This is a genomic window from Geobacter hydrogenophilus (assembly GCF_018501225.1).
Lineage (GTDB): Bacteria > Desulfobacterota > Desulfuromonadia > Geobacterales > Geobacteraceae > Geobacter > Geobacter hydrogenophilus.
This window is the reverse complement of record NZ_JAHCZI010000013.1, coordinates 83,903-107,931: the sequence shown is the minus strand read 5'-3', so window position 1 is coordinate 107,931 and position 24,029 is coordinate 83,903. Positions and strand designations below refer to the sequence as shown.

General features: G+C 52.4%; 26 protein-coding genes and 1 pseudogene. 2 read left to right on the top strand and 25 right to left on the bottom strand.

The window, feature by feature from the left end:
• Positions 1–89 precede the first annotated feature (89 nt).
• Positions 90–803 (top strand): nucleotidyl transferase AbiEii/AbiGii toxin family protein, encoded by a 714-nt coding sequence (locus KI811_RS16245; RefSeq protein ID WP_281415243.1) that lies wholly within the window; start codon positions 90–92, stop codon positions 801–803.
• Between the two features lie 17 nt (positions 804–820).
• Positions 821–994 carry a hypothetical protein gene (locus tag KI811_RS16240; protein WP_214187519.1) on the top strand — a complete coding sequence of 58 codons (174 nt, stop codon included), beginning with the start codon at positions 821–823 and terminating at the stop codon, positions 992–994.
• Between the two features lie 81 nt (positions 995–1,075).
• Here KI811_RS16240 and KI811_RS16235 read toward each other — a convergent pair whose 3' ends face one another.
• The 25 genes and pseudogenes from KI811_RS16235 to KI811_RS16115 form a co-directional block, all read right to left on the bottom strand.
• Positions 1,076–2,131 carry a PfkB family carbohydrate kinase gene (locus tag KI811_RS16235; RefSeq protein WP_214187518.1) on the bottom strand — a complete coding sequence of 352 codons (1,056 nt, stop codon included), beginning with the start codon at positions 2,129–2,131 and terminating at the stop codon, positions 1,076–1,078.
• 13 nt (positions 2,132–2,144) lie between these two features.
• Positions 2,145–3,236 carry a hypothetical protein gene (locus tag KI811_RS16230; RefSeq protein WP_214187517.1) on the bottom strand — a complete coding sequence of 364 codons (1,092 nt, stop codon included), beginning with the start codon at positions 3,234–3,236 and terminating at the stop codon, positions 2,145–2,147.
• Positions 3,233–5,173: an ORC-CDC6 family AAA ATPase gene (locus KI811_RS16225; RefSeq protein ID WP_214187516.1), complete on the bottom strand. Its 1,941-nt coding sequence runs from the start codon at positions 5,171–5,173 to the stop codon at positions 3,233–3,235. Before KI811_RS16225 ends, KI811_RS16230 begins: the two co-directional genes overlap by 4 nt.
• A 10-nt stretch (positions 5,174–5,183) precedes the next feature.
• A complete protein-coding gene (locus KI811_RS16220; protein ID WP_214187515.1) occupies positions 5,184–6,338 on the bottom strand; it encodes a phosphoribosyltransferase-like protein in 1,155 nt (384 codons plus the stop codon).
• Positions 6,335–8,278 (bottom strand): HAD family hydrolase, encoded by a 1,944-nt coding sequence (locus tag KI811_RS16215; protein ID WP_214187514.1) that lies wholly within the window; start codon positions 8,276–8,278, stop codon positions 6,335–6,337. The genes KI811_RS16220 and KI811_RS16215 overlap by 4 nt, the downstream gene beginning before the upstream one ends.
• A gap of 435 nt (positions 8,279–8,713) precedes the next feature.
• The gene (locus tag KI811_RS16210; protein WP_214187513.1) at positions 8,714–8,851 is read right to left on the bottom strand and encodes a hypothetical protein; all 138 of its coding nucleotides are present in this window, start codon (positions 8,849–8,851) and stop codon (positions 8,714–8,716) included.
• A gap of 139 nt (positions 8,852–8,990) precedes the next feature.
• Positions 8,991–9,365: pseudogene (radC, locus tag KI811_RS16205) on the bottom strand (RadC family protein); the annotation flags it as partial.
• A 193-nt stretch (positions 9,366–9,558) separates the two neighbouring features.
• The gene (locus tag KI811_RS16200; RefSeq protein WP_214187512.1) at positions 9,559–10,074 is read right to left on the bottom strand and encodes a CHC2 zinc finger domain-containing protein; all 516 of its coding nucleotides are present in this window, start codon (positions 10,072–10,074) and stop codon (positions 9,559–9,561) included.
• A gap of 13 nt (positions 10,075–10,087) precedes the next feature.
• Complete coding sequence (locus KI811_RS16195; protein ID WP_214187511.1) at positions 10,088–10,609, bottom strand: hypothetical protein; 522 nt, start codon at positions 10,607–10,609, stop codon at positions 10,088–10,090.
• The gene (locus KI811_RS16190; RefSeq protein ID WP_214187510.1) at positions 10,606–11,031 is read right to left on the bottom strand and encodes a hypothetical protein; all 426 of its coding nucleotides are present in this window, start codon (positions 11,029–11,031) and stop codon (positions 10,606–10,608) included. The genes KI811_RS16195 and KI811_RS16190 overlap by 4 nt, the downstream gene beginning before the upstream one ends.
• A 76-nt stretch (positions 11,032–11,107) precedes the next feature.
• The gene (locus tag KI811_RS16185; protein ID WP_214187509.1) at positions 11,108–14,461 is read right to left on the bottom strand and encodes a DEAD/DEAH box helicase family protein; all 3,354 of its coding nucleotides are present in this window, start codon (positions 14,459–14,461) and stop codon (positions 11,108–11,110) included.
• A gap of 92 nt (positions 14,462–14,553) precedes the next feature.
• On the bottom strand, positions 14,554–14,778 hold the full coding sequence (locus KI811_RS16180) for a hypothetical protein (RefSeq protein ID WP_045667240.1): 225 nt from the start codon (positions 14,776–14,778) through the stop codon (positions 14,554–14,556).
• Complete coding sequence (locus tag KI811_RS16175; RefSeq protein WP_214187508.1) at positions 14,750–15,325, bottom strand: hypothetical protein; 576 nt, start codon at positions 15,323–15,325, stop codon at positions 14,750–14,752. Before KI811_RS16175 ends, KI811_RS16180 begins: the two co-directional genes overlap by 29 nt.
• A complete protein-coding gene (locus KI811_RS16170; RefSeq protein ID WP_214187507.1) occupies positions 15,322–15,972 on the bottom strand; it encodes a hypothetical protein in 651 nt (216 codons plus the stop codon). Before KI811_RS16170 ends, KI811_RS16175 begins: the two co-directional genes overlap by 4 nt.
• 84 nt (positions 15,973–16,056) lie before the next feature.
• Entirely contained in the window at positions 16,057–17,784 is a 1,728-nt protein-coding gene (locus KI811_RS16165; protein WP_045667238.1) for a VWA domain-containing protein, read from the bottom strand.
• A gap of 9 nt (positions 17,785–17,793) precedes the next feature.
• Positions 17,794–18,750 carry a DUF3150 domain-containing protein gene (locus KI811_RS16160; protein ID WP_214187506.1) on the bottom strand — a complete coding sequence of 319 codons (957 nt, stop codon included), beginning with the start codon at positions 18,748–18,750 and terminating at the stop codon, positions 17,794–17,796.
• A 30-nt stretch (positions 18,751–18,780) separates the two neighbouring features.
• On the bottom strand, positions 18,781–19,188 hold the full coding sequence (locus KI811_RS16155; RefSeq protein ID WP_214187505.1) for a hypothetical protein: 408 nt from the start codon (positions 19,186–19,188) through the stop codon (positions 18,781–18,783).
• Between the two features lie 2 nt (positions 19,189–19,190).
• The gene (locus KI811_RS16150) at positions 19,191–20,126 is read right to left on the bottom strand and encodes an AAA family ATPase (protein ID WP_192905733.1); all 936 of its coding nucleotides are present in this window, start codon (positions 20,124–20,126) and stop codon (positions 19,191–19,193) included.
• 98 nt (positions 20,127–20,224) lie between these two features.
• Entirely contained in the window at positions 20,225–20,629 is a 405-nt protein-coding gene (locus KI811_RS16145; protein WP_192905734.1) for a TSCPD domain-containing protein, read from the bottom strand.
• 40 nt (positions 20,630–20,669) lie between these two features.
• Positions 20,670–20,939, bottom strand: coding sequence for a hypothetical protein (locus KI811_RS16140; protein WP_214187504.1), 270 nt, complete (start codon positions 20,937–20,939; stop codon positions 20,670–20,672).
• The gene (locus tag KI811_RS16135) at positions 20,936–21,139 is read right to left on the bottom strand and encodes a hypothetical protein (protein ID WP_214187503.1); all 204 of its coding nucleotides are present in this window, start codon (positions 21,137–21,139) and stop codon (positions 20,936–20,938) included. Before KI811_RS16135 ends, KI811_RS16140 begins: the two co-directional genes overlap by 4 nt.
• An 84-nt stretch (positions 21,140–21,223) precedes the next feature.
• Positions 21,224–22,198 carry a PD-(D/E)XK nuclease family protein gene (locus KI811_RS16130; RefSeq protein WP_214187502.1) on the bottom strand — a complete coding sequence of 325 codons (975 nt, stop codon included), beginning with the start codon at positions 22,196–22,198 and terminating at the stop codon, positions 21,224–21,226.
• 12 nt (positions 22,199–22,210) lie between these two features.
• Positions 22,211–22,375 carry a hypothetical protein gene (locus KI811_RS16125; RefSeq protein ID WP_214187501.1) on the bottom strand — a complete coding sequence of 55 codons (165 nt, stop codon included), beginning with the start codon at positions 22,373–22,375 and terminating at the stop codon, positions 22,211–22,213.
• A gap of 124 nt (positions 22,376–22,499) precedes the next feature.
• A complete protein-coding gene (locus tag KI811_RS16120) occupies positions 22,500–23,456 on the bottom strand; it encodes a hypothetical protein (protein WP_214187500.1) in 957 nt (318 codons plus the stop codon).
• A gap of 109 nt (positions 23,457–23,565) precedes the next feature.
• Positions 23,566–23,976 carry a single-stranded DNA-binding protein gene (locus KI811_RS16115; protein ID WP_192905740.1) on the bottom strand — a complete coding sequence of 137 codons (411 nt, stop codon included), beginning with the start codon at positions 23,974–23,976 and terminating at the stop codon, positions 23,566–23,568.
• Positions 23,977–24,029 lie beyond the last annotated feature (53 nt).

The following is a 24,029-nucleotide window of genomic DNA, read 5'->3' as shown; positions in this document are numbered from 1 at the left end:
GAGAGGGATACCATAGGTCCCAGGGTGGTACACTTTTCATTCCCGCTTTTGGGCCATTATTGCATTACCAGTGACACGGCGGTACGGCCCTGCGCATACTGTACGGACTCGACCGCTTCTCCGAGGATCTGGATTTCTCGCTGCTGACACCATCCCCCGACTTTAACTTGGCGCGGTACACGGCATCACTTGAGGAGGAACTGCAGGCATTCGGTTTCAATGTCCGGGTGGAGATGGTAGACAAAGCGGTGGAATCGGCTGTGCAGTCTGCCTTCCTCAAGGCGAACACCCGTAATGAACTCTTGGTCATTGAAGCCGGTGAGGAGCTTACCGGTCAGGTTGAAGCCGGTCAGGTACTGAAGGTTAAGATCGAGGTGGACACGGACCCGCCGCCGGGATTTTCCACCCAGACCCGTTATCTGTTGCAGCCGATACCGTTTGCCGTTCGGAGCTATTCGCTCCCGGACCTTTTTGCCGGCAAGATGCATGCGCTGCTGTTCCGCAAATGGAAAAACCGGGTCAAGGGGCGCGACTGGTATGATCTTGTCTGGTATGCCGCCAACCATCCTCAGTTACACCTAGCCCATCTTGAGCAGAGGATGCGCCAGACCGGCCATTGGAGCGGGGAGAAACCTTTGTCGTTCACATCTTTCAGAGACCTGCTGTTCGAGACCATTGACCGGCTCGATGTGAACCAGGCACGTAAAGATGTCGCCCCGTTTGTCAAAGATCAGCAACAGCTTGCACTCTGGTCTCACGACTTTTTCCGTGACGTGGCAAGTCGCATTCAATGTAACGAATAATTTTGTTGGAGGATTCTGTGGTTGATTACGAAGATTTGCTGGCTGCCCTTCAGGAGCTGCTTGAAGCATCCAGCGCCATGACCAGTGGCCAGTTGCCGACGGCAAGCCAGCTTGAACGCTACCAGCGTGCCCGGGAGTGGGCGCAACGGTTGATTGATCGTGAGGAGAAGGCCAAGAATTCCCGTCTGTAGATTCTTCGGAGGTGGGGATATCGATGGCCATTGACCAGTCGAGGGCGTTAGCAGGCTCGGCGGCGATTAGCCTGCACTTAGCTATGGGCAGCAAGAGGGACAAACCGAAGAGGGTGGCTTGTCGAGAGCAGCTGATTTTGTCAGCTTTGAAGGGGTATGAGATTTGTCATGTAGTATTTTTTTGATATCACTATTAAATTTTGCTCGGTTAACGCTATACATGCCGCCGCGTGCTCCTTCAAATCCACAATTCCACGCAGCTAACGCTTGCCCGTAATTCATAGCTTCAATGATCTGCTCGAAGGTTCTTCCGTGTAAAGAATCCACGCCACGTTGATCACATATTTTTGAAATAATCCCTGCCGTAGTCCAGTCGCCACAACCGCACGTATCTTTGACTGAGTCAACTATTGGTGCTTCAAGATCAAACCATTTACATTTTTTCTTTCCGAACAAATGCGATCTAAATGATAACCCTTTCGATCCTAATGTTTTGATTTCCAGTGAAACTTTGCAGTCACCTGTCAATTGACTTTCGAGAGAGTCTATTCTTTCATGACTGTATTTTACAATATCCGCTAATTCTAAAGCTTGCTCTAACTTTTTTGGGTCACACTTTCCAGAAGGTTCAAAAAAAATTAGTGCCCCCATCTCTTTACATTTTTTGGCAATAATTAGCGCGGCCGGCGATACACGGTCAAAGAAAAATACATTCGGATTTTTAAGGTGAGTTACAAGCTCCTTAGCAGAGGCAGATGTAACAGCTTTGTAGTTTGGCAACCACGCCCCACAGTTGGGGCAATGCCATGAAAATTTATGAATAGGATTACCGGATTTGTCTTGAGAGTTTTTCTGAACAATAATTGGAGTGCTTGCAGTTGGTGGCTGTTCGGCGAAGTCTAACTTAACCCCCCAGCGCGTCATGTCGTCTTTGACTCGAATTGACGCGGTTTCACCATTTAACCGGGCAATAGGGTATGCGTTCCATCCTAAATAGCTCAATATGGTTAATACATTACCACATGTACCACCTGCCCAGCTTTGAATAGGTTGATTAGGCTGTGCACTGACAACCAAATCTAAAGCAATAAGACCAGTTCCATATATCGAAGGTTTTAATTGTAACTTTGAGTTCATCTCGCCGCCCTATTTATATCGTAAAGTCATTCTGATAAGCTTCACCATAAAGCCAAATGTGGGCTTTCTTTGAGGTATCAGTCTGAAGTAGGTCTACTTTTTCCCAATCTACTGTGTATTCAAGTGCCTCTACATACACTATTGGAAATTTTCGTTCTAGGGCCGCCATAAGTGCTCCAATAGCAAGTAATTTGCTGCCAAGCGGCGATAAAATTATTACTGATCCGCCAAATGTCTGAAAAACAGGCCGCCGTTGATCGTCTATTTTTAAAATTGTCCGATAGATATCAAGAGGCTGGTTTTCATCTGCGTAAACATAATTACGCTTGTCAACACGCCACTCACTCTCTAATTCAGTTATAAAGTCAATGACAATATTATCGCCCTTTTTCACATCTCCAGAAGGAAACGGTACTATCGGACATACATCGTGAGGAACCACACTATCATGAATTCTCCGAAGCACTTCTTTGCGACCGCCAGATAATTGAGGCAACCATAGCTTTGCCTTATCTGCCTCACCGTAGAGGCGATCACTTCTCGCAAACCCCCGAATTTCGGTTGCCCGATCATTTGGTACGGAGCATATCATTCCGTCCATACTTGGATTTGATATAACAAGCAGATGAATGTTGACTTTTAGTTCATCCCTAACGATTAAATCAAAAAAGCATTTTACAATAGGGAAACTAACTCCTATTGATAAGGCGCTAAAGTCAACTATTAGATCTGTAAAGCCATCAATACTTATATCCTGTAGGCTTTTTATTATATTAATGCCGCCAACAACAGCGTTGTCATCGGCGAAGATATCAATGGCTATAACTGTACTTGCTGGATATATTGACGTCAGCTGATCAAGATTTTCATTTGCCTTCTGAACCAATTTAGGATCTGGCTCAGGACGTTCCTCTTTTATGAAGATGCATTCTAATCTATTGCCAAGAATCTCATGTAATGCCAGCACATTTTCTTTCGCCCTTGGATCAAAACCAGCTCCAGCTATTAATAAAACTTTTCTGTGCGTTTCTGAAAAATGTAATTTTAAAAAAGGATCGACGTCACAGTCGTAGTGTTTTATGCATTTATCCCAGCGGTATCTCATAGTTGTTTTCGCTCAATTGCATCTAATAGGTCTGCAACTGTCTTTTCAAGAAAACCACCACGGTTCATAGTAAGCCCAGAAACCATGAGCACTGGCCCTGTTAATTCCACCAGACACCATTCCTTATGCTTTGTGGAATATTTTGGTTTTAGCGATATTGCGTTATAGGCTACGGCAAATTTAATTACCTTTGCAAGCTCTGGGAATTTTTCGGGTATGGTGTCGAACTCGTCTTGAAGGATACCGTAAGCATTTGCTCCCCCATCAAGTGGTGCATTAGGCTCAAGGGACTTCTCAACGCAGTGTTTAGCAATGGTTTTACATAAACTCTTTACTTCCCCATAGAGAGGAAATGACCATTCATCCATCATTTCCTGAGCCCGCTCAACCAGCAATTTGTGTTGATATGCCGGCGGTAGTGCTGCGCTCCCGTTAGGTGACTTGATAATACGAGTTTCAGCCGCTTCAACCAATCTGCCCGAAAGTTGAAGAAAGAGCTCCGCATTATCGGAGCTACCATCACAGATGGCATCAACACCAAAGTAGTAAGGGCGGTTATAATTGTGCATAAGGTAGACTCTTGCACCATCTGCTAAACCGGCCTTGATCTTTATTGGTTTGTTTGGTTCAGGATCAACAGGCTCAAGTTGGAATAAGCTTTCTTGAGGAACTCTGTTGGCATATCGATGCATTATTATGCTCAACAAAGCTAGTTTAACATCTCTACCTTTGTCAGTCGTTTCTGAATTATTGAAATAATTATCAATCTCTGATTCGAATGTTTTACGGCGAAGGTTGCTAATTCCTAAATTTTTCTGAGTTCGGTCGATCTTTCTTGATAACTCGATATACTTCGATTCAGAAATTTCAGAAACGCCCGTGTTAAGTATGTCAGAAAACCTCGATATGCCTTGTCTGGTAAACACTGGCATTAGACGAAGATATTTATCGGCCATACTACGAGCCATTTTCCTGAAATCTTCACGTTGTTTTCTGCGATCAATACTGCTTTGAAGCCAAATATATGTGATTTCGCGGCTTTTTTTAATTTCACTCTCTGACACGATTCCAGAATCTTTGCCAAAACCCTCTGTGAGGACCGTTTCAGGTGTTTGCGCGTCTAGTCGCATAAGCAACCATCGACCAATTTTCATTTCTCTGCGTGCCAACCAACTACCCACAGCAATAAGTTGAGATCGATGCAATGTATGTGCATCATCCAGCATGACTAGCGGCTTTAATACTTGAGCGGGATTTGCTCCATAGTTCACAACGAAATGATCTATTGCGTCAAAAGGATGGTACGGTGCAATGGCATCGTCCTTAAGTGAACTTTCTTTGGGTGCAATTAAAGCCGCGCTAATTTCGTAAATTGCTCTTTCAACAGATTTAGCTTTTTCGAATACGTCTAACGCGTTCTGACCGCCAATGCTATCCGCTGCGACGTCAGCTTGATCTCTATAAATAATTTTTACATTGGCGAGATCATATCGCCTGTTTTCCTGTAGATTTTTCATCCATGCAATAATTGCCCTGGATTGGAGAAAGGATTTAAGAAGGCCTAGTTTAATTTCATCTTTATACGGTAACTCCCAAAATTCGCGATATTCTGATTCAAGCGGCAATCGACAACCCAGGATTTGGGTTTTGTTGTCCTTAACTATGCCGCACTTCGTCAATGCATGTATGAGCGCCTTATACTCAGCAATATTGGGGCTATTGCGCAGTGTCTCAACAGTTTTGTATTGCAGTAGAGTGGCTATGGTGGTTTTGCCGCTTCCCGGAGTCCCGATGACAGTACAGAGACGGTCGTATAACGTACCATCTTTTGCATGACGCTCAAAAAAGGTATGCAGAGGCTCCGGGGTGACAACGGATAAAAACGCCGCATCATCACGTAAGTATTCAGTTGCTCTTTTTTCGAATGGATTAGCCATAACTCTTTATTTATTCTACAAGTTCGACGTGTCGTTGACGGCGGCGGAATAATGGACGCATAGCGTGTTGCCCATTTTGACCAGACGTCTCAGCCCAGAATAGCGGTAAAGAATTATTCGGGGTATTATGTTCTAAAATTAACGGTAAAGCACACTTGCAATAGCCGAATGTCATATCTTTGTCGCCACACTCTGCTGAATGCTTGTTTTCAATGGAGTTGTCATAATATTTTCTACAAATTTCCACAAAAGGATGGCCTGATGTTGTGTCCAAAGCGACCTCAGCAGGCAGTATCAGGCTAAAGGAAAAGCGTACATTATGGAACCATCGAACGCCTGAGTCGAGAGCTTCCTGATATCTAGTATGAATAACGGTCTTTGCGTTTTCAGTACAAATGTAATGATGAACGACGAGTTCCCAATTTTCTTCAAGTATTTCACCATACTCTGCTTGCAGGTCGGCTTTTGCCGACTCTATGGAATGGTGAAACCTTTCGAGTTTCCCTTTAAACGCTGTTCCATCCTGATTTTTTCTTATTAAAGAAGTTCCCGAGGCTGTAAAATCGTCAATAAGATAAATTTTGGCAAACTTTGCACTCTCTCCAGTGCCCGGTTTGATCTGTTCGAGATCTTGTCTGAGGTCCTTTACTAAACTCCGCCATTTAGCTGTGTCTATCTGCGTCGAAGCGACAATTTGCTCGTTTGAAATAATACCAGCGTTTGCTCGTCTCAAGACATCGATTCTGGCCCCATCACTTAACCCCAAAAATAATGCCTTGCGTAGCTGCCAGTCGAATTCGCTTGCGGCATCGGTTGTCGCCCATACTTTATAACGTGGGATGTTTAGTTTCTCAGAGACTGCTTGGACAATATCCGGTTGGATATGTTCCGGATACAGCTTTTCTACCAGTCGATGGAGTTCAGCGGTGCTGTTATAAATGAGATTAGTTTTAAGATACTGATAGGCGACCTGTCTGTCGGCACCATCAAATTGTTGTAACCACGTTGCAAGACACTCCAAAAACCGAACGCCCGCTAGATAATCAGAATAATCATCATACTTGTACTGGGACATAAAAGTCAGCCAACGGAATTCCTGTCTCGCTTCATCGTCATTCCAAGACATGATCTGGCTAAGGACTTGAAGTCCGAGTTCATGATTCACAGCTTTATCCCGGATTTACTGAATTTGGCAACCCCGGCAGAAACCTCATCAAATTCTAGCTGTTGCAAACAGTAGAGCGTCCCTTGTACGCCACGTACTCCTGCGGGGCAGATATTCCAACAGGTTTCCGGAGAAGGGGAAACCTCGTCAACGCTTAGAGAATAAACATGCTTTAGCAGCAATGAGTCATTCCCGGGCCATTTCCCTCGATCCCCGATTGCCAGCACGTCACCACTTGAATCAATTTTGGCTAGCAAGGCATTGATGACGGACAATTTCGAAACACCTTGTGCAAGGATATCTATCGAATGACTGGAACGATAAATTGCAGGCGTGGGCAGGTGCACCCCTTTAATTTCATTCTGCGCTAGCTCCCAAAGCTTATTTTCTGGAATGATTGTAGTTGGCTCAACGGTAAGTTGGAATTTTCTGCTCGTTATTTTTGCGAGTGATTTGATTTCAATATGATTCTGGATTGATTGAAATACGTTTTCTAAATCGGCGCAGGGAGGAGATTTACAATCTGGTGTTTCATCCTGAGTCAACTGGGCAATTTCAGCACCATTATAATATCCAACGATTACTCGATCCCAGTAACAATCTGGAATTACTTTTCTTAAATCATCACGAATCGATTTTCCTCTACCCGTAGCAAACCCAATAAGGATTCCATTCTCTAATAAACGAACGATTTCCTTTGCCATTTCTGAGGTAGGTGGATCGAATCTGTAGCGAGTATCTACGACCGTTCCGTCGTAGTCCATCACGATTCCCCTGAACTTTGCCTTAATCAGCTTGGTTCTAAAATGTTGATATGCTTGTTCCCAAAGAGCTTTACGTTGAGGGGCCAGAGACGAAATATCGCAACCAACTTTTCTTTGTATAGCCATATTGGGCTGTTTGACAGATTTACAAAAACCTGTATTTGTCCCAAGATTATAAAGCTTGCTACCAAAATCTGGTACGCCAGGTCGACCAGGATCGATCCCTCTGGCTTTGCCAGCATCACCAGTTAGATATAGCGACAGGACAATACCAGAGATCAGGGCATTGGTCCCAGAGAATCTTAATGGGAGATGTAGTTGCGGGATTTGAGACGGAAGTAGCGATAATGTTTTTTGAGCCAATTCGGCATCTGATGGTACGGACAGTGCTAGTACAGCCGATGACTCACCATGCTTTGACAACCAGTGATGACGTCCATGTGCAAAGTTTCTAAAATCAGCAAGGTGTACGGAGTATAAACCAGCTTCTATGAATTTTGACTCTATATCGACAGCGACGGGTTTTAGTTGATTACTATAGAGCACGTGAATTGCTGTTTTTCTCCATAGATTTTCAGACAGGTTGCTCAATTGGCTCAAATTGATACCGGCAGGCAATGCAGCTGCCATTAAATCATTTAGCGAGTTGTATATGGTTTCTGAGCAGTTACTTAGTTTGTCGTATGCACGGCAGATTAAAACAGTAAACGCGAGGAGTGAATTCGTTGCCAAAAAACCGTCGTGTCCGGCGGGCAGTTCAACTTCTATGAGGTCGGTGTAGTGATGATCGCCTGAAATGATAGAGAGTTTACTATTAAGCTTCCCGACAAGAGCGGCAACCTGCCTGGGCTCTTTCAAGAGCGCATGTTTATAGGCGCGACGAATATCGACATTACCGCCACCCGCAGAAAAAAACCAAACCGAAGTGTCTCGGTTGTAGGGAAACGCTGAAAGCAGCTCCAATGGAGTGACTGCGCGTCCCAAATAATGCGAGACTTTTTCATGACATGAGACCATCACTTCAGCCGCAGACAACGAACCGCCTGATCCAACAGCTAGCAGCGGTAGAGAGTTTGTAACATTCACTGCATTCACAAGGGCTGTGATATCCTGTGAAATTGCCCACTCATATGTCTCGGCCAACTTGGAGAGTTCGCTAAGGTACGGTTTGCCCATAACTTTTATTCTTCCCGTGGAATTAAGTGGTTTACTCGGCGAAACAATGAAGCCGCATTTAGCTATTGCATAATGCGGCATTTTATTGTCGAGAGAACTCTCAATCTAAAATTGGGCTAAAATACTATAGATTGGTGCTAATTGTCAAGTTTGGTGGCAACTTGCGTTATGCTGATTCGCATGCTTAACATTTTGATAAAATTGATGTTTTTGATGGTATGCACAAAGATATTATAATGCTGAAGAAAGGTGGGAAAGGCGGAGAAAACCCTGCGGAAGATTGCCTAACTATCGCCATCTTATCATTCCAGTGACGTTGGTCTCAGCTAGATTATTGTGTATTGCCATTACTAGGTTATTGTGCTGAAAAATGAAAAAAAGGCGACCACATGGGCCGCCTCTATCCAGGCCGGACGGGTATCCGGACTGAAGATGTTAGCAGGGTCTCCCGCCGGCATATATGGCAAGAACCTCGAATTCGCCACCGACAATGTTGTTCCGGTGCAGCGCCTTCTCAAATTCCTCCCAGCTCAGCGTGAATTCCCTGCCGTTGATACGTGCTCTGACTGACATGACTCTATCCCCCTTGTAGTTGTATTGGTGGCCCAAAAGGGCTCCCTACAACCACCGTCTGTACGGTGGCTCCAGGGAACCCTCTTGAGCCGGGGGGAAGAGTCGAGGGAGGGCGCTTGAAGCGCCGCTCCCCCGTTATTTACAAGAGTCCCTGTTCGACAAAACTCAGAAACTCGTCATCACCGACGATGATGTGGTCCAGTACCCGGATGCCGAGGATGTCGCCGCTCTCCTTGAGCCGCTTGGTGATGGCGATATCTTCGCTGCTGGGGTTCGGATCACCGGTCGGATGGTTGTGCACAAGCAGGATGGCTGCCGCGTTGGACAGGCATGCCGTCTTGAACACCTCCCGCGGATGAACGATGGCCTGGTTGAGCGAACCGATGGATACCCGGTCGAAACAGACGATCCGGTTCTTGCCGTCGAGATGCAACACCACGAAATGTTCCTTCGTCTCACGCCGGAGATCCCGGAACATCTCATAGACCTGCTCTGGTTTCGTAAAACGCATCGACACCCATTCCGGGGCATCGTCACGCACGACTTCGTTTCGGTAGCGGGCCTCGATTGAGCGCACCATGATTCGTTTGGTGACCGGCGGTACCGGTTCACCGAAGAGATTGAGATTCATGTCCTCCTCCGATAGCGGGGGCGGACTTCCCCCTGGGGGCAGTCATCGCCCCCATAGGGTTTGAGATAGATTTTGTTCAGCTCTGGAGAGCCAGTACGGCTTCCCGGAAAGTCACGCCATCTAGCGCCATCGTGGCACTGATCGAATCCCAGGTCTGGTTACAGACGAAACAGTGGACGTGGTTTTCATACAGGGCCATGGACGGATTGCGGTCCTCGTGAAACGGACAGCAGCGGTACCGCCCCTTGGAGAATTCGATGATGCTGGTGATGGGATACTGCCGGGCCAGGTCGATCATCTCCGGGGTGATTCCGCCGGGCGCCTGCACAGTCTCCTTGCCGTTGACATGGTTCAGGAGAGCCGTCGCCTCACGTTTCAGGGGGCGCAGCTCCTTTTCCTGGTCTTTGATGAAGGATTCGGACAGGGCCTTGATCAGCGGGTCGCGACTGCGATCCATCCGGCGTCGCGCCCCCCAGATTTCCCGCTCCAGATGCTTGATCTGCGGCTGCAGGAAGGCCAGCCGGCGCATTACCGCGTAACGCTCCGGCACGCCCATATCCCGTGCCGCCTGCAACGTCGTGTTCAGGGTCATTGTCAGCCTCCTTTCACTCACGCAGCCGTTCGTCCCAGCAGCACTCGCCGATGAAGTGCGCGTAGTCGTCACGCTGGTAAAGGATGCGCGCCGAGGCCTGCGAAATCATGTTGCCGCAGCCGACACATTTGACCGCTCGCTGGAGTGGGCTGTCCGGGGCATTCAGCTCCCGGATGAAAGTTTCGTCGCATTCCTGGCAGTCATACAGCTCCCGGTCGATCCCCAACAGGGTGTCGGTACGGGTGACTTCCAGAAAGCGGCCGCACACCGGGCAGCCGAGCTGGTCGGTATCGCCTTGTTCCGCGTTTCGTTCATGGTTGTAGTTGTTGCGGGCGACGCGGAGATTCTCTTCGAAGTCGATCTCCATCCGTTCACAGAAGTGCATCAGGTCGGTGAGCAGATCCTTCACGTCGTCTTCGTCGCCGTCGAAATCCCGCCCTTCGAGGGTCAGGCAGTAGGCCTGCATGACCGTGTCGATCCTGCCGGCACGTTCCTCGTTGGTCGGTTCGTCACTCTGTCGGTCGAGAGGGCTCATGCTGCGTCCTCCTTTTCTCCGCACGCTTCCCGCTCATCCAGGATGTCCGGTTCATCGAGCGACTTGATCAGCACCGTGTCGGTTTCCCACCGGACATCGGTGTGCTTGTAGTAGCCCGACCAGAAGAAATCGCTGTCGGTGACGTTAAGAGTGGAACACTCCATCCGCCCCTCAAACTCCTTCAGGGCTACCTTGCCGTTGTCCGGCTCGGCATCCCAGTCGGCAGTCCTGAAATCACAGGTATGGTTGAATTCACTGATCTTGTAGGCCTTCATCTGCCTCACGACCACCGCCAGCTTCTTGATCCGCTCGATGAGGGCGGCGTCAAGATCGATGACGGCGTAGTCAGCGTTGTCGGAAAAGAACTCGCTGTTGTCGTGAACGGGGATGATGAGGCGCTTTACGGTGTTTGTATCGGTCATGGTCGGACTCCTTGTTGGTGGCGGAGACCGGCCCCCCTTACGGGGAGTCGATCCCCGCGAGGGTTGTTGGTGATGGTCAGGCCCGCTTCCGCAGGGGAGCGGGTTGGCGCAGATAGACGCCGAACAGGGTGAATTCCAGTGCTCCCGTATCCAGCAAGGTCTGGTACGTGCCGAACGGCAGTTCCCGGGTGACCTCCTTGCCCCCTTCACAATGGATGACGGCAATGGATGATGGATCAGAAGCGGGTTCCGGTCTGGTGACCGGCAGCTGGATGACGTTGTTTCTGAGTAACGGTGCTGCCTTGTTGTCTCCCTTGACGCGGGCATTCTCGTGTTGGGTCATCTTCTTCAACAGTGCCGACGGGTCGGTGTAGTTGAAGTTCCCCTCCTTGAGCGCTTTTGTCATTAGGGATGAAAAGGACTGGCTACTACTGCATTCCGCCGGGTCGATGTCCGGGGTTTCCCCCTCCGCCAGCTTGGCGACCATCCTCTTCTCCAGGGTGTAGGCAAGCTGCAGCGCCTGGACTTCCGAAGAGGTGAGATACCAATAACGGACGGGACGAACTTCCCCGAACTGAGCCCGGTGGATGTCAGCAGTGTTGACGCGACGGATTCTCCCGTCCCCCTGTTCGGCCAGCCTGGTATTGGACGTGTAGTCGTACCAGACAAGGTTGTTGAACTGGGACAAGTTGAGACCCGTGGCGACGCGATGGAACGAGACGACAACGACTTGAGCCGTTACCTGCTCGAACCATCCAACCAGCTTTTCAGGTGCAACCGAGTCGGGCAGGATCTCGATGCTGGCGCCCTGGACGTTATCCCGAAGGATGCGTTTCAGGACGGGGCGCATGTCGATCTTCTGCGTGTTCCCGGTATAGACCAGTAGACGCTCTCCCCGGTCGATCACCCCTTGGGCGATACCGATCAGTTTTTCTTCTTTTTCCAGCAGCAGCTCCCCGTCGGGAAGCGACAGCCGGTGCAGTGTGCCGAGCGGAATATCCCGCAGTTTCAGTTCGTCGTCGTAATGCCGGAACGTGTCGCTGACACGGAGAAAAGCGGCGTTACGTACGGCTGCGGCGGCAAGGAGGTCTTCCGGCGGCAGATCTGCATTGTCGATGATGTTTTCGATGCTCCGGTGACAGGTTTCCACCAGTGCGTGTGACGGACACTTGATGACCTCCCGTTCCACCGGGGGCAGATCATCGAAGTCGTCACTGTCCACATTGACGAAGTTGGGGAGCGTATAGATCAGGGCTGCCGGCGATATCCCGGCGGTATCGTAGGTGGTGACACGTTCCGATTCCCGGTGGCGGTTCTTCTCGTCGGTTTTCCTGACTTCTTTGAATGCTCCATACTTGGTCTGGAAATCAGTGGCCGACTTCATTTCCCAGCCGGCGTCGCGCATCTGCTGCGGATTCAACCCCCACAGGATGTTGTAGACGGATTTCGCCATGCCGTTGGTCACGGTGGCGGTGAGGGCAAGAACCTTCTTGGCGGTTGCGGCGAGCCGGATGAACGCGGTCCCCTGGTTACTCATCAGGTTGGCAGCGTTATGGGCTTCGTCGAAGATGGCAAGGTCGAACGGTATCCGCTTCAAGAGCCGGATGTACGGAAGCTGCTTGTTGTGCGTCCGGGCTTCCGTTGCGGTGCCGTTATTCTCGATCTCGCTGATCCAGCGACGATAGGTCATGACCGGTCGGTCATTTTCAGGGATATAGGTGAAGAGCGGTTCGCCGCAGAACCAGCATTTGGGTTTGTCACCCTTGCGGATCTTCTCGGTCAGCGGCGACCGGCATGATGGGCAGACTTCCGCATACTCCACGGAGCTTTGCCCGTTCTTCTTGACGATGGATTTGCGGCTTTTGAGGCAGAGCCGATATTTCGGGTGCATCCGGAGCCGCGTGTAGGCGATGAGATAAAGTCCGTGCGGCCTGGTGACGGCCAACTCCTTCATGGCGTCCCAGGAGTCGATGACATGCACGGCGAACCCCTCGTTGGCGTACTCCCGTGCCAGCTGAGGTATTAACTGCGGTTCCGATACCATGACCGTCCGTTTTGCCTTGGTCAGGTACTTCACCGCTTTCGCCATCCAGGTCTTCCCGGTGCCGGTATTGGCACGAATGCCGACCCCCCGGCGACCGGTGCGGTATGCCTTGATGACGGCTTTCACCGCTTCCCGTTGTGGGGGGAGCAGGCCGATCCCCTGCAGTTCATCAGCCAGGAATGCTTCGTCCTGACCGATTTCATGGAGGGGCCGGTAGAGCCGCGAGAGCTTCTGCAGCAGTACCGAGGAGAGGTTGCTGTTCAGTTCGTAATAGTCGAACCCGTGTTCCCGGGCCGGTTGGACATTGCCATGCCGGTCCATGAGGAATGCTTCAACCGTCGGTTTGCAGACGGTCGTTTCGCTGTTGCTCTCCGGGTCCTTGAAGGTCTCGGTCCTGGTGATGACCATGAACTTGGCCAGGAAGAATTCGCCGTTGATGGTGACGGATTCGATCTGGCTGTTCATTGCGGCCAGTTGCACGGCGTGGGCCGTGCGCAGGGTCGATATGGGCTGGATGCTGGTGTCGTAGGACGACGGGTATTGTCGGTCCAACACCATCCCTGCCGCCTTGTCGAGCCGCTCCTCGCACTCCCGGTAGAACTCAGACAGGTCGCGGGCGGTCATGAGCGGGCGGTTACTCCCGTTGCTTCCTCTGAGAGAGAGAGTCTGGCGTTCGTTTGAAGTTAATTTCGTGCGCACCGCTCCGTCTTCCAGATTGGCCGGGGGCCAGCTCTGGAAGCGAGCATACTGCCGGTAATACTCGCCGCTGTTGTCCTGGTCCTTGGCAAGAAACACGACCAGTTGCTTGAAGCGACCATGTTCATCGCTCAGGAAGGCGTACCGGAATGGAAACGTCCCCTGAATGATCTCCAGGAGTTTCCCCTTCAGCTCGTACTCCGGGATGATGAGAACCATCACCCCTTCATAGGCGAGTAGCGGAGCCGTCTTTTCGACCCAGGTTGCCAGTTCGTTGCCGGCGGCCCTATTGTAGGGGGGATTCAGCAGGATCAGGTTGAACTTCCCGGCGATCTCCACGTCGAAGAACGACGCGTTGAGCTTCTGGGTTGTTCCGTGAATCCTGGCGAATCTGCCGGCATCCAGTTCAACGGCATAGGAGAGGATTTCGTGAGGTGAGCCGTCGGCTGCGGCATTGCGCCGTTTGAGCCATTTGGTCACCGTAGTGAGGAAATCGCCTTCACCCGCACAGGGGTCAAGGACGGAAATGGTTTTAAGAGGGTTACTCCGTCGGCTCTTCCAGCCGAACGACGGCTCCAGTGTCTTGAGGACGGTCTGGACGTCGGACGGGAAGGTCGGGTAGTACCCCTTGTTCAGTTCGTTCCCCCGGGTGCGGGAAAACGAGCTGTTGATGCTTGAGGTAAGTTCCATGCCTGTCTCCTTGATAACGGGGGCAGGCGGATTGAGATACACTCGTCCCGTGGGGAAGGTGGTCAATGCCGCCTACCCCGAAGCGGGATAGATTAATGGACTGCTGCCGGGGAAGTGTCCCTGGTCAAACGGTACGTGTCATAGTTGATCTGGAAACCGTTGGACTGGATGACCGCCAGCAGATGATTCCTGGCGGCCGTCATATCGGCGTCGTCCTCCTTGGTGATGCCACCGATATTGGCCCGATCCAGCTCCCGGATGGCCCGGAGAGCTGCGAGCAGGAACTTCTTATCGGTCCTGTTGGCGAGTGTGCTCATGGCGTTCCTCCATGTTGATGGTGAAATGTGCTGATGCCTGCGGCATCTTGAGTCCGCCGTACCTGAGCCGGTTGATGATCTCGGATTTCAGGTCGTGGGCCCGGAATTTCCAGCACCGCTTGATGCCGGTGACCGGTTCGATCTCCCGGGAGACCTCGTTGAACAGCGTCTCGTACCAATCGCGATGAACGAACTCGCGCTGGTCGAGAATCCTGGCAAAGACCTGGTAGCACTCAGCCTTTGAGGCACCGATGAGATAGGGTGAGTCGGCGGACGGGGTAATGTAGATGCCCGAGTAGCCTTCGCCCATCTTCGGGATGACCCGCAGGGGGTGGTTGCTCCAGATGTTGATAGATCTGTCTTCTTTGCCGTGGCACTCAAGAATCCCCTTCATGGCCAGGATCTGGGCGAATGCCCGGATTTCCTGGGTGGGGCCGTAGGCAATGAGATAGAAGATAGTGCGGGCGCCGGGTTGGGTATCGTCCAGAAACAGATCCCGGCAGATGACCGTTGCCGACGCCTTGTCATTTGAAATGGTGATTTTCATGACGCACCCCCGAGCGGTCGGCTTACCTTGACCGTGCGAGGGACCATGATGGTTTCATCGGCAGCCTCGTTGTGCAGAGTGAAGTCGATGAACGTCCTGATTGCGGCATCGACAGTTCTGTCGAAGTCCCAGACGATATCAACCAGCTCCTTGAGGTTTGAGGTATTCCAGTCATCGTAGTCGCCGGAAGGCTCGCCAACCGATTCACCGGAGGTGTATGCCGTCATGACGGGGTGGGTGTAGTTGCGGCGCGGGTGTTTGCAGACGCCGCACAGGTCTTTCCCTTCCTCGGCTATCCGGTAGTTTCTCTGGCCGCAGGCGGGACAGTACGACTTGTAGCCGGTGTCCTTCCTGCCGCCGCGGTACAGTACGAGGTAGCCCCCGCTGCGCCCGTTGCGGTGAATCTGGTAGCGGTAGTCGTTGCGGGCGTTGAATCCAGCGATGGTATCGTCGAATTCCACGAACGCATCTTCTACGTCCAGCAGATCCCAGGCTCGGTTACGGGTAGCGTTGTCAGGAAACTGAATGCGGTGGAGCTTGATGTTGCGGGAGAATGACGTTCCCCTGTTCCAGCTGGACATGGTGTCGTAGCGCTGGTGGGTTGCGAGAAACGCAATCATCTCCTTACGTGATCGTGGTTTTGCCATTGATGTCCTCCTTGCTTGCAGAGAAGGCGGATATCCCCATGACGGGGAATATCCGCATCCCCGACGGGTTGGCAATAGTAAGTTTTATGCGACCAGTTTTTCCCGCAGCAATTCCAGAAGCGCTGGAGTGAACTGGTCAAGGTTCTTGATGATCCGATGGTTGTCAGGCAGGTACTGCTTGATGCTGCTGTCCTGAATACCAATCCCGATTACCTCGATTCCCGACTCCCTCATCCGCTTGATAGCGGCTTGAGTGACAGGGCCATCACCGGTGTCACCATCGGAGAAGGCAATGCAGATTTTACGTGTTTCCCGGCGCAGACAGAGTTCGCCCCACGCCCACCAAAGGGCATGGCCGAGCCTGGTGCCGCCGGAACCGGTAATATTGAATCTACTGTGATCAGGCTTTTCCCCGAAACCAACCATGGGGAAGACGTGATTGTCATGCCCCTTGAAGGTGGCAATCGCCGTACGGACACCGGGAATGGAGAAGAGCGCCTCTGCCGCCACGAAACAGGCGCGGGAAGCGATGCCCATCTTGTTGAGGACGGTGGTGTTGCCCATGCTTCCGGAGCTGTCCAGAAGCATACAGACAGCCGTGTTGACTGACCGTTTTTCCTCTTTCCTGGTAAAGACCCGAGTGTCGCAGATACGAAGACGGGTCAGTACACGGGAATCCAGTCGGTGCCCGACGCTGACAGGGGTTGATCGTTTCTGTTTCGATGCCTGAACAAGCCCCTGAAGCCGGGCTCGCAAGGCTGCCGTGTGGACACGAAGCGCGGAAAGATCATCGTATCCGCCGGTTTGGTTCAGTGGGTGGGCTGTTGGCAGCCGTGGTGCTGCTGCGGCTGTCCCGTTGAATGAACTTTCGGTGGCATTCTGGCAGAGCAGTTCGGCCAGTTTCTCCCCCACGTTTCCGTAGGAGCCGACACTCTTGCCGGACAAAGCTTCCGCTAATGCCTGGCGGACAGATTCCTGGGATGGTGAATCAGATGTCCCGGATTGCCCCTGTGAAGAGTGCCCGGATGATCTATCCTGACCGGACCCGGCAGATTGCGAGGAGTTTTGCTGCTTCTCCCCGTTCTGTGCCTGTTGAACGCCGGTGCTGCCAGTTCCATCCTGCTGCCGGGAGTTATCGCTGCCGGTCCCATCATTTTGCTCTCCATGACTGCCGGATTGACTCTGGGAAGGCCGGGATTGCCTGTTTTTCGGTTGTTGGTGTGCGGAGTCACGGATGAGCTTCATCAGCTCATCCCGGAGCGCCGCTGCTTCACGGGTCGATGTAAGTGCGCCGGCCCGATCCAGTAGCAACAAAGCCTGGTCGAAGTTTCTCCCCAGAGCCTGCAGAACCAAAGGTTCGGCGCTGTCCCTGGTTTGCCGCAACGAGTCATGACCAAGTACTGCCATGTAGATCACGGCCATGATCCAGGCGAGGATGCTTTGGGATGGATGGGACGGGTCTGGTCTGAATACGCCTTCCTGTTCAACCAGAAGACGGGTCAGCTCGCGGAGATTGGCGATACAGCCGGGATATTCCAGGCCGATTGCCTGTTCAATTCTCACATCCTCCAGGATGTTGAGCAGATCCCCCGCAAAATCGTTCGTAAGGCGTACGGAAAAATCGGTGTACCGGACATGCGCCGCTTCATGATCGATATAGCCATGGGCAAGCGCTTCGGAGTGGGGGCCTGACACTACCGGGATAGTGATTTCCTTCCCGCTGGTGCAGGCAACCTGTCCGGCAATGGTTACGGTGACATCGTATTTCCGGCCAAGGACTTTGGCGATCAGGGCAAGAGGTCGTGTTTTCATGGCGACTCCTTACCAGAACCAGACAGCCGGCGCTTCAATCTGCTGTACCGGCTGCGGCATGAAAGTTACGGTCTTTGGTGGAAGAGATGCAGATGGTTCCGGTTCGACTTCAGGTTCGGGGAGCGGTTGCAACATTTCTTCCCGTTCCTCGGTCGTGATGAAGCCGGCAATGTCGGACAGCTCGCACAATACTCCGACCAGGCCCATCAGGGTTGCCCCGGTGACTGGTCCGGATCTTGGTACGGTGGCGAGCGCCGCATGTACGTTGGCAACGAGGCCGCTGATCTTGTCAGGGCCAACAAAGCTCAGGCTTGATAGTTTGTCGAGGATTGCCTTCAGCGGGCGAAGAGCCTTCCGGGTCACGGAAGTGCGACACCGGTACGATTCCTCCCAGGTTGATTTTGCCAGGGCGCCGATTTCATGGATCAGTTGATCCGCAAGACCGCCAACCTGACGTTCCAGAGGTTGTACCGCTGAAGCAGTTTCTCCGGGGGCTTCCACCTTGAAGGCAGTGAAGCCGCATGAGAGCCGTTCTGCAACCCGATTGGCAGGTTCCACGGCTCGGGCGACGATCTCGGACCATTCACCGGCTTCGGCGAGCCAGTCATTGAGATTGTCGTCGTATGCCGACAGGAAATTCGTCTTTGCCGTGGCAAAGCTCTGTTCGACCTGTTCCATCTTCTCCATCAGGGGAGCCAGTTTTTCCTCGGGAATGGCGTAGCCACCAAGAAATCTGACTCCTACCTCTTCGCAGGCGCGTTCAGCCTGGCGCTTCAGGGTGGCGAACACCTTGAGGGCATCAGGATCAAAAATGCGCTTTGACCCGAGAGAGGCGAGTTTGTCGGGTGGCAGATTCACACCCTTCAAATCTTCCGGCCGGAGTTTCTTCTTGCCGGACCAGACGGAGAAGCTGAGGTGAACCAGGACCAGGCCCTGTAGTGTTTTGCTGATGGTAGTGTTGTTCATGATGTCTCCTTTCGTGGGACTGTAATTTGGTTACCAGAACCATGACTTCGGTCCGTTGCCGCCAATTGCCGGTGCAGGAACCTCTGGCTCAGGTGGTACGGTTGGCTGTTGGATATTCTGTGTTGTAGTGGATGCGGCAAGCAGATCATTCCAGACACCGGGAGTAATGCCGTCGGCATACTCATAGCCGTCGCCTCTGATCTGTTCCGCTTCCTTTCTGTTCATAAGTCTGCTGGCGGTCTGATAATCACGAAGATTTTCCCCACCTTTCAGGATGCCGAGGCGCAATGTCGAGCCGCGACGGCCATAGCGGTACAGGACGTCATAACCGCCGTCATCCCGTTCGAATACCGCCAGGTGATAAACCTTGTCGTGATTCCTGACCCGGTCCAGCAGATGCAGATCCAGTGATGATTTGATGCTCCTGTATCGGGTCATGGCTACCTCCTGTCCCCGAAGTGCCGCTGCAAAACAGCATGCAGTGCGGTTCGGGTATCGGGTTCAGCCCGGAAGCCGAGTGCCCGGTCGAAGGCCTTGGTAAGTGTTTCGCCGTTGGACATCCCCTGGCTGGCCGCGGCTCGTCCTTGGAAGGCAGTGATGCGTGCCCACCGGGTCAGGGTGCGGGTCGAAAGGGTGACTTCCGTCTCCCCTTTGACAAACAGGGCTCTGATCTCGTTAGCGATGGCCACCATGCGGTCTCTGATGTCGCTGCCGACTGATGGTGCCACTTCGGTCAGGATTTTCTTTTCAATGTCCTGGTCGGGATAACCGACCTCAATCATGTAGAAGCGGTCGAGGAACGCCAGGTTCTGCCGCAGTATTCCCTGGTAGAGGCCTGTGGCGTCGCCGGCTCCATTTGAGTTGGCGGTGGCGATGAAACGGAAGTCCGGATGAGCCGTTACCACTTCTCCCGTTTCCGGAATGGTGATGGGGCGGCCTTCGGCAATACCGTTCAGTCCCGCAGCAGTGGAAGGATCGAGCAGATCGATTTCGTCGATCAGGAACCAGCCACCTTCCTTCATGGCAATGATGAGCGGCCCGTGCACAAAATCCATCCCGCCGCCGGCATTGAGCCGGTAGCCGCCGATCAGTTCCGGTGTTTCCAGCCGGGAGTGGGCAACGACATTCCAGAGGGGAATATTGAGCCGGGCGGCGACCTCGATGATGACGGAGGATTTGCCACAGCCGGTCGGGCCGGTGAGGTAGAGAGAACGTTCACCGAGGAGATACCAGGTGAACAGGTCCGACAGGGTTGACTGCCGGAAAATGTATTGGATGTCTTGTTGGGGAACCGCCGGATGTCCCGGTGTTCTCCCCTTGATGGTGACGGATTTTGGCGCATCAATATTGAACGTGCTTCTGATTTCGTAGTTCATGTCTGCCTCCTGTGCAGTGAGTGGTAACCGGACAGGGAGACAGACTCCCCCGCAGGGATGTCATGCTCTCCCTGCCAGGTGTCGATGGGTAGTGTGTGTCAGTTGAATTCGTGGGCGCTTACGGCATTTGCCTCTGCAAGAGCCGCTTCCTCAATCAGGTCATTCAGATCTCGTCCGGTATCAAGATGTACAAGTACCAGACGGATTGATTCGGCAACGCAGTTGATGCAGGTATTGCTTCCCAGATGACAACCGATACCGCTCAATGCTTTGACGGCATCGGTTGCTTCCAGTCCCGAACGGAGACCGTACGAGACCAGCCGGGCAATGCCGTCGGCCATGGCAGAACCGCACCCTCCGGCTTTGCCGAAGCGCACGAATATTTCCATGGGAACAGCAGTGCCCGGAGAGAGTGTTACCGTAGTGTAGATTTTGCCGCATGACGACCGGCGTTCGATGGTGAAACCGGTAACAGCCTTCGGCCGTGGAATCTTTGGGCTCATAATGGCCTCCTTGTTCTGGCAGTGTGCTGCCGTGTGATTGCTATGCTGAGGGAGGGACTTTCCAGGCAGTGATGATCCTGGGAGAGCCGTTGACCAGACGGGCAACGACAAGTACTCCCTTGTACCTGAACGTGAGCGGCTTCTCGTTGAGGAGCGGTAGAAGGTGACGGACACCCTCGACAGCTTCCAGCGGAATGTCGCGCTCCAGGAAGCGGTTTGCCCCATGCAGTGACAGGTTGACCTCTTCCATGGCGACAGCAGGAAGATGAATTGCATCTCCTGAGCAGATAATATTGACCGATCCATTCATCCTCGCACCTCCTCCCAGCCCTTTGGATAAACCTGGGGTTCCGGTGGAGCAGCAGCGGCAAACATGAACACGAAGAGCATTGCAGCTATGAGGATCAGCGACGCTATGGTCTGAAGAGCCTCCTTCAGATGTTCGTATCTGTTCTCGCGGGTGAAGGACTTAAGATCAGGCGGTAACGTACCGGTACGATAGATTTTCATCGGTAATCTCCTTTCAATGGGGGCGCACGCCTCCATGAATGGAGAGTTCCCATGGGGAGCGTGATGCCCCCTGGTGGGGTTGGTTCAAGCCGCTTGAGCTGCGAGCGGCGTGAATGGCTTGATTTCAAGTTTGACGTAACCTGACTTCGGTTTCGTTACCTGATCGTATATATCTGGATAGTTTCTCTTGAGCTTGTAGCTGTCGATGGTTGTCGAATCAGCCACTGAGGTGACATTGATCAGTATTCCGTCCGAAGCCCCTTTGAACGTGCCATCCGCAAAGGTGAGGATGTCGTTTTTCAGGATGTCCAGCCTGGTTTCGAGAGCCTTCTTCTGTTCATTCAGCTCCAGATATTTCCTGCCGGCATCAAGTATCTCCCGGGGGAGATCCAGGGCGACGGCATGGGAAGGACAGCCGGTGCGAAACGGACAGTAGCCGCAGAGAATTCCCGGTTCGGTTCGGGGAGTACACTCACCTCGCGCTGCCGCAAGGATGTGCTTTCCCTTTTCTACAAGCTGGTCAAATACCAGTCTGTTGGGTGTATAGCTGTTGAACTCATGGTACGTTCCCGCATTGAGGTCAACCACCAGGATCGAACCGCCGATTTCCACTGTCGGATCGAGGGTGAGTTGCAGCAGTCCCATCTGGACATGCAGTTGATCAACCCATGATGCGTAGGGTTCGTCGGGGATGCCGTCGGTCGACTTCATCTCCACGATGTGCAGCCGTTTGGTCTGCCGGTTTGCATAGAACAGAAAGTCAATGTGACACCTGATCTCAGGAATAGCCGGATGCCGCACTTCGACTTCTTCTTCGAAGAGGGCACCACCGGTCCTGAAGAAATCGGCATACATGGCTTGCGCGGCGTGGCCACGGGAAAAGCGCAGGAGTGTTTTGATGTCGTGACCGGTCGGGTTTTGTTTGCCGAGTGCCGCTTTGCGTGGGCAGCCGGCAATATCGGATGCTCCGACGTACAAGGTTCGGTCACCGAGGTGTGAGGATTGTTTCTGCTGATGGGCTGGAATAGCCTTACCCAGAAAAGCAGCGAGTTTGCTCATGGCTGTCTCCTTTCAGATCAGAAACGGTATGGCGCCGACTGCGGTAAGCAGCGAGCCGAAGATAACGCCGGTAATGATCCGGGTGACGTCAATGCTGACCTGGAATTCCTTCCTGGGAGCATAAACCGGCACCTGACAGCCTTTGATTGTTACATGTTTGATGATCTGGGTATTCATGTTCTTGTCTCCTTGTCTGTGGGTTGTACCCGGCAGAGGAGACAAGACACCCCCGGTAGGGAGAAAGTCGTTGTCTCCCTGCTGAGGTAGGTTGTGAGTGAGGTTCAGTCTGGAACGTCAGGCGCTACCGGTACTGCCAGCATTTGCCCTTGCCGTCCCATTTGAAACCGTGGTCTTTCAGCCATTGGCGGGCTGAGGTGTCGTTGAAGTCCGGAAAGGCGGAGATCTCCGATTCATCTGCGGAGAGTTCCATCCTGATTCCCTTGGCCGTCAGATACGCGATAATCTCGGAAATCGAAACAGGTTCGACTTCGTTGGAGGATTGGGTGCTGTCCGGTTTGGCAGTTTGTGAAGTCACGGAGGTAGTGCTGGTGCTGCCGGCACTGTTTCCTCCGTTGCTTTCTGTCTGTCCGTAAAGGTCAGGATCTTCTTCGATGTCCTGGGTGAAGATGTCTGAGGCAGCGGTTGAGGTGAGTACTGCATCCACCAATCCCCGCTTCTTGGCCATTTTCAGGCAGGTGTTGTAAAAGTCGGCAGGATTGTCGTGTTCGACTTTTTCTCCCTGCCTGGCGATCTTCCAGTTGCCGCTGTCATCCTTTTTTGCACTGAAGCCGCGTCCACCAATGATCTCTTGCGCCTTTGCCGGGTTCTCCTTGCGAAGATCCCAGTATTCCTTCGGTACCGATTTATTTGTCAGTTCAACTGGCCCGACACGGAAGCGGTACTTGCTTTCCATGGTCGAACATGAACCGACACCAGTACCGAGACGCTGGCCTGCTGGTGAGTAGAGCGTCACCTTGATGCGATACTCACGATGGCCGAGATGCAGGTCGATGGTTTCCACCTCCACGTCGTTTGCCAGCCTGAAGGTGAGCATGAGCTTTTCGGCGCCCGGTTTGAGAAGAACTGCTTTGTCTCCACAGCCGGGAATGGTGCCGTAGTGCTCGCCTGATTTCATGACGTCACGCATGACGTACTGGATCAGGTTTACCTGTGCCTTCAGTTCACTGATGTTGACGGCGTGATGGGTAAGGGACGATGCTGCGGGGTTGATGGGAATGATTTGAGCTGGTGCGTTCATCTGTCTGTCTCCTTTTCTGTGGGTTGTGTCCGACAGGGGAGACAGACCAATCCCTTTGGGGATGTGGTAATGTCTCCCCGTAGGACTGTTGAGTTGTGGTTACTGGTTGTTAGAACGGATCGGTGTCATCAGGCGGAATGTCCTCATTTGTCGGGCTGTTTACTGGCTGTTCATCACTAATGCTACCAGTTTTGCCGCCCAGCATGAGAAGCTTATCGCCGACGATCTCGGTTGTGTACCGATCCTTACCGTCCCGATCTTGCCATTTGCGGGTTTTGAGTTTGCCGTCGAGGTAGACACTTTTTCCTTTCGACAGGTACTCGCCAGCTACTTCTGCGAGACGTGCGTAGAGGACGATGTTGTGCCACTCGGTGCGGGTTTCCCATTCGCCACTTTTGTTCTTTACCTTCTCGCTGGTCGCAATGGAAAAACTTGCGATAGCCGTTCCCCCGGGTGTGTACCTGATTTCAGGATCACGACCCAGATTGCCGATGAGTTCCACGCGGTTCAAACTTGCCATACTGCCTCCTTGTTGGTTTTCCCGAAGCAAGGAGACAATGGTCTGTCCCGTAG

Bases quoted from the DNA above. Each gene is read 5' to 3' on its own strand.
- KI811_RS16235 (WP_214187518.1), bottom strand. From the start codon at position 2,131: ATGAACTCAAAGTTACAATTAAAACCTTCGATATATGGAACTGGTCTT.
- KI811_RS16230 (WP_214187517.1), bottom strand. From the start codon at position 3,236: ATGAGATACCGCTGGGATAAATGCATAAAACACTACGACTGTGACGTC.
- KI811_RS16225 (WP_214187516.1), bottom strand. From the start codon at position 5,173: ATGGCTAATCCATTCGAAAAAAGAGCAACTGAATACTTACGTGATGAT.
- KI811_RS16215 (WP_214187514.1), bottom strand. From the start codon at position 8,278: ATGGGCAAACCGTACCTTAGCGAACTCTCCAAGTTGGCCGAGACATAT.
- KI811_RS16210 (WP_214187513.1), bottom strand. From the start codon at position 8,851: ATGTCAGTCAGAGCACGTATCAACGGCAGGGAATTCACGCTGAGCTGG.
- KI811_RS16200 (WP_214187512.1), bottom strand. From the start codon at position 10,074: ATGACCCTGAACACGACGTTGCAGGCGGCACGGGATATGGGCGTGCCG.
- KI811_RS16195 (WP_214187511.1), bottom strand. From the start codon at position 10,609: ATGAGCCCTCTCGACCGACAGAGTGACGAACCGACCAACGAGGAACGT.
- KI811_RS16190 (WP_214187510.1), bottom strand. From the start codon at position 11,031: ATGACCGATACAAACACCGTAAAGCGCCTCATCATCCCCGTTCACGAC.
- KI811_RS16185 (WP_214187509.1), bottom strand. From the start codon at position 14,461: ATGGAACTTACCTCAAGCATCAACAGCTCGTTTTCCCGCACCCGGGGG.
- KI811_RS16180 (WP_045667240.1), bottom strand. From the start codon at position 14,778: ATGAGCACACTCGCCAACAGGACCGATAAGAAGTTCCTGCTCGCAGCT.
- KI811_RS16175 (WP_214187508.1), bottom strand. From the start codon at position 15,325: ATGAAAATCACCATTTCAAATGACAAGGCGTCGGCAACGGTCATCTGC.
- KI811_RS16170 (WP_214187507.1), bottom strand. From the start codon at position 15,972: ATGGCAAAACCACGATCACGTAAGGAGATGATTGCGTTTCTCGCAACC.
- KI811_RS16165 (WP_045667238.1), bottom strand. From the start codon at position 17,784: ATGAAAACACGACCTCTTGCCCTGATCGCCAAAGTCCTTGGCCGGAAA.
- KI811_RS16160 (WP_214187506.1), bottom strand. From the start codon at position 18,750: ATGAACAACACTACCATCAGCAAAACACTACAGGGCCTGGTCCTGGTT.
- KI811_RS16155 (WP_214187505.1), bottom strand. From the start codon at position 19,188: ATGACCCGATACAGGAGCATCAAATCATCACTGGATCTGCATCTGCTG.
- KI811_RS16150 (WP_192905733.1), bottom strand. From the start codon at position 20,126: ATGAACTACGAAATCAGAAGCACGTTCAATATTGATGCGCCAAAATCC.
- KI811_RS16145 (WP_192905734.1), bottom strand. From the start codon at position 20,629: ATGAGCCCAAAGATTCCACGGCCGAAGGCTGTTACCGGTTTCACCATC.
- KI811_RS16140 (WP_214187504.1), bottom strand. From the start codon at position 20,939: ATGAATGGATCGGTCAATATTATCTGCTCAGGAGATGCAATTCATCTT.
- KI811_RS16135 (WP_214187503.1), bottom strand. From the start codon at position 21,139: ATGAAAATCTATCGTACCGGTACGTTACCGCCTGATCTTAAGTCCTTC.
- KI811_RS16130 (WP_214187502.1), bottom strand. From the start codon at position 22,198: ATGAGCAAACTCGCTGCTTTTCTGGGTAAGGCTATTCCAGCCCATCAG.
- KI811_RS16125 (WP_214187501.1), bottom strand. From the start codon at position 22,375: ATGAATACCCAGATCATCAAACATGTAACAATCAAAGGCTGTCAGGTG.
- KI811_RS16120 (WP_214187500.1), bottom strand. From the start codon at position 23,456: ATGAACGCACCAGCTCAAATCATTCCCATCAACCCCGCAGCATCGTCC.
- KI811_RS16115 (WP_192905740.1), bottom strand. From the start codon at position 23,976: ATGGCAAGTTTGAACCGCGTGGAACTCATCGGCAATCTGGGTCGTGAT.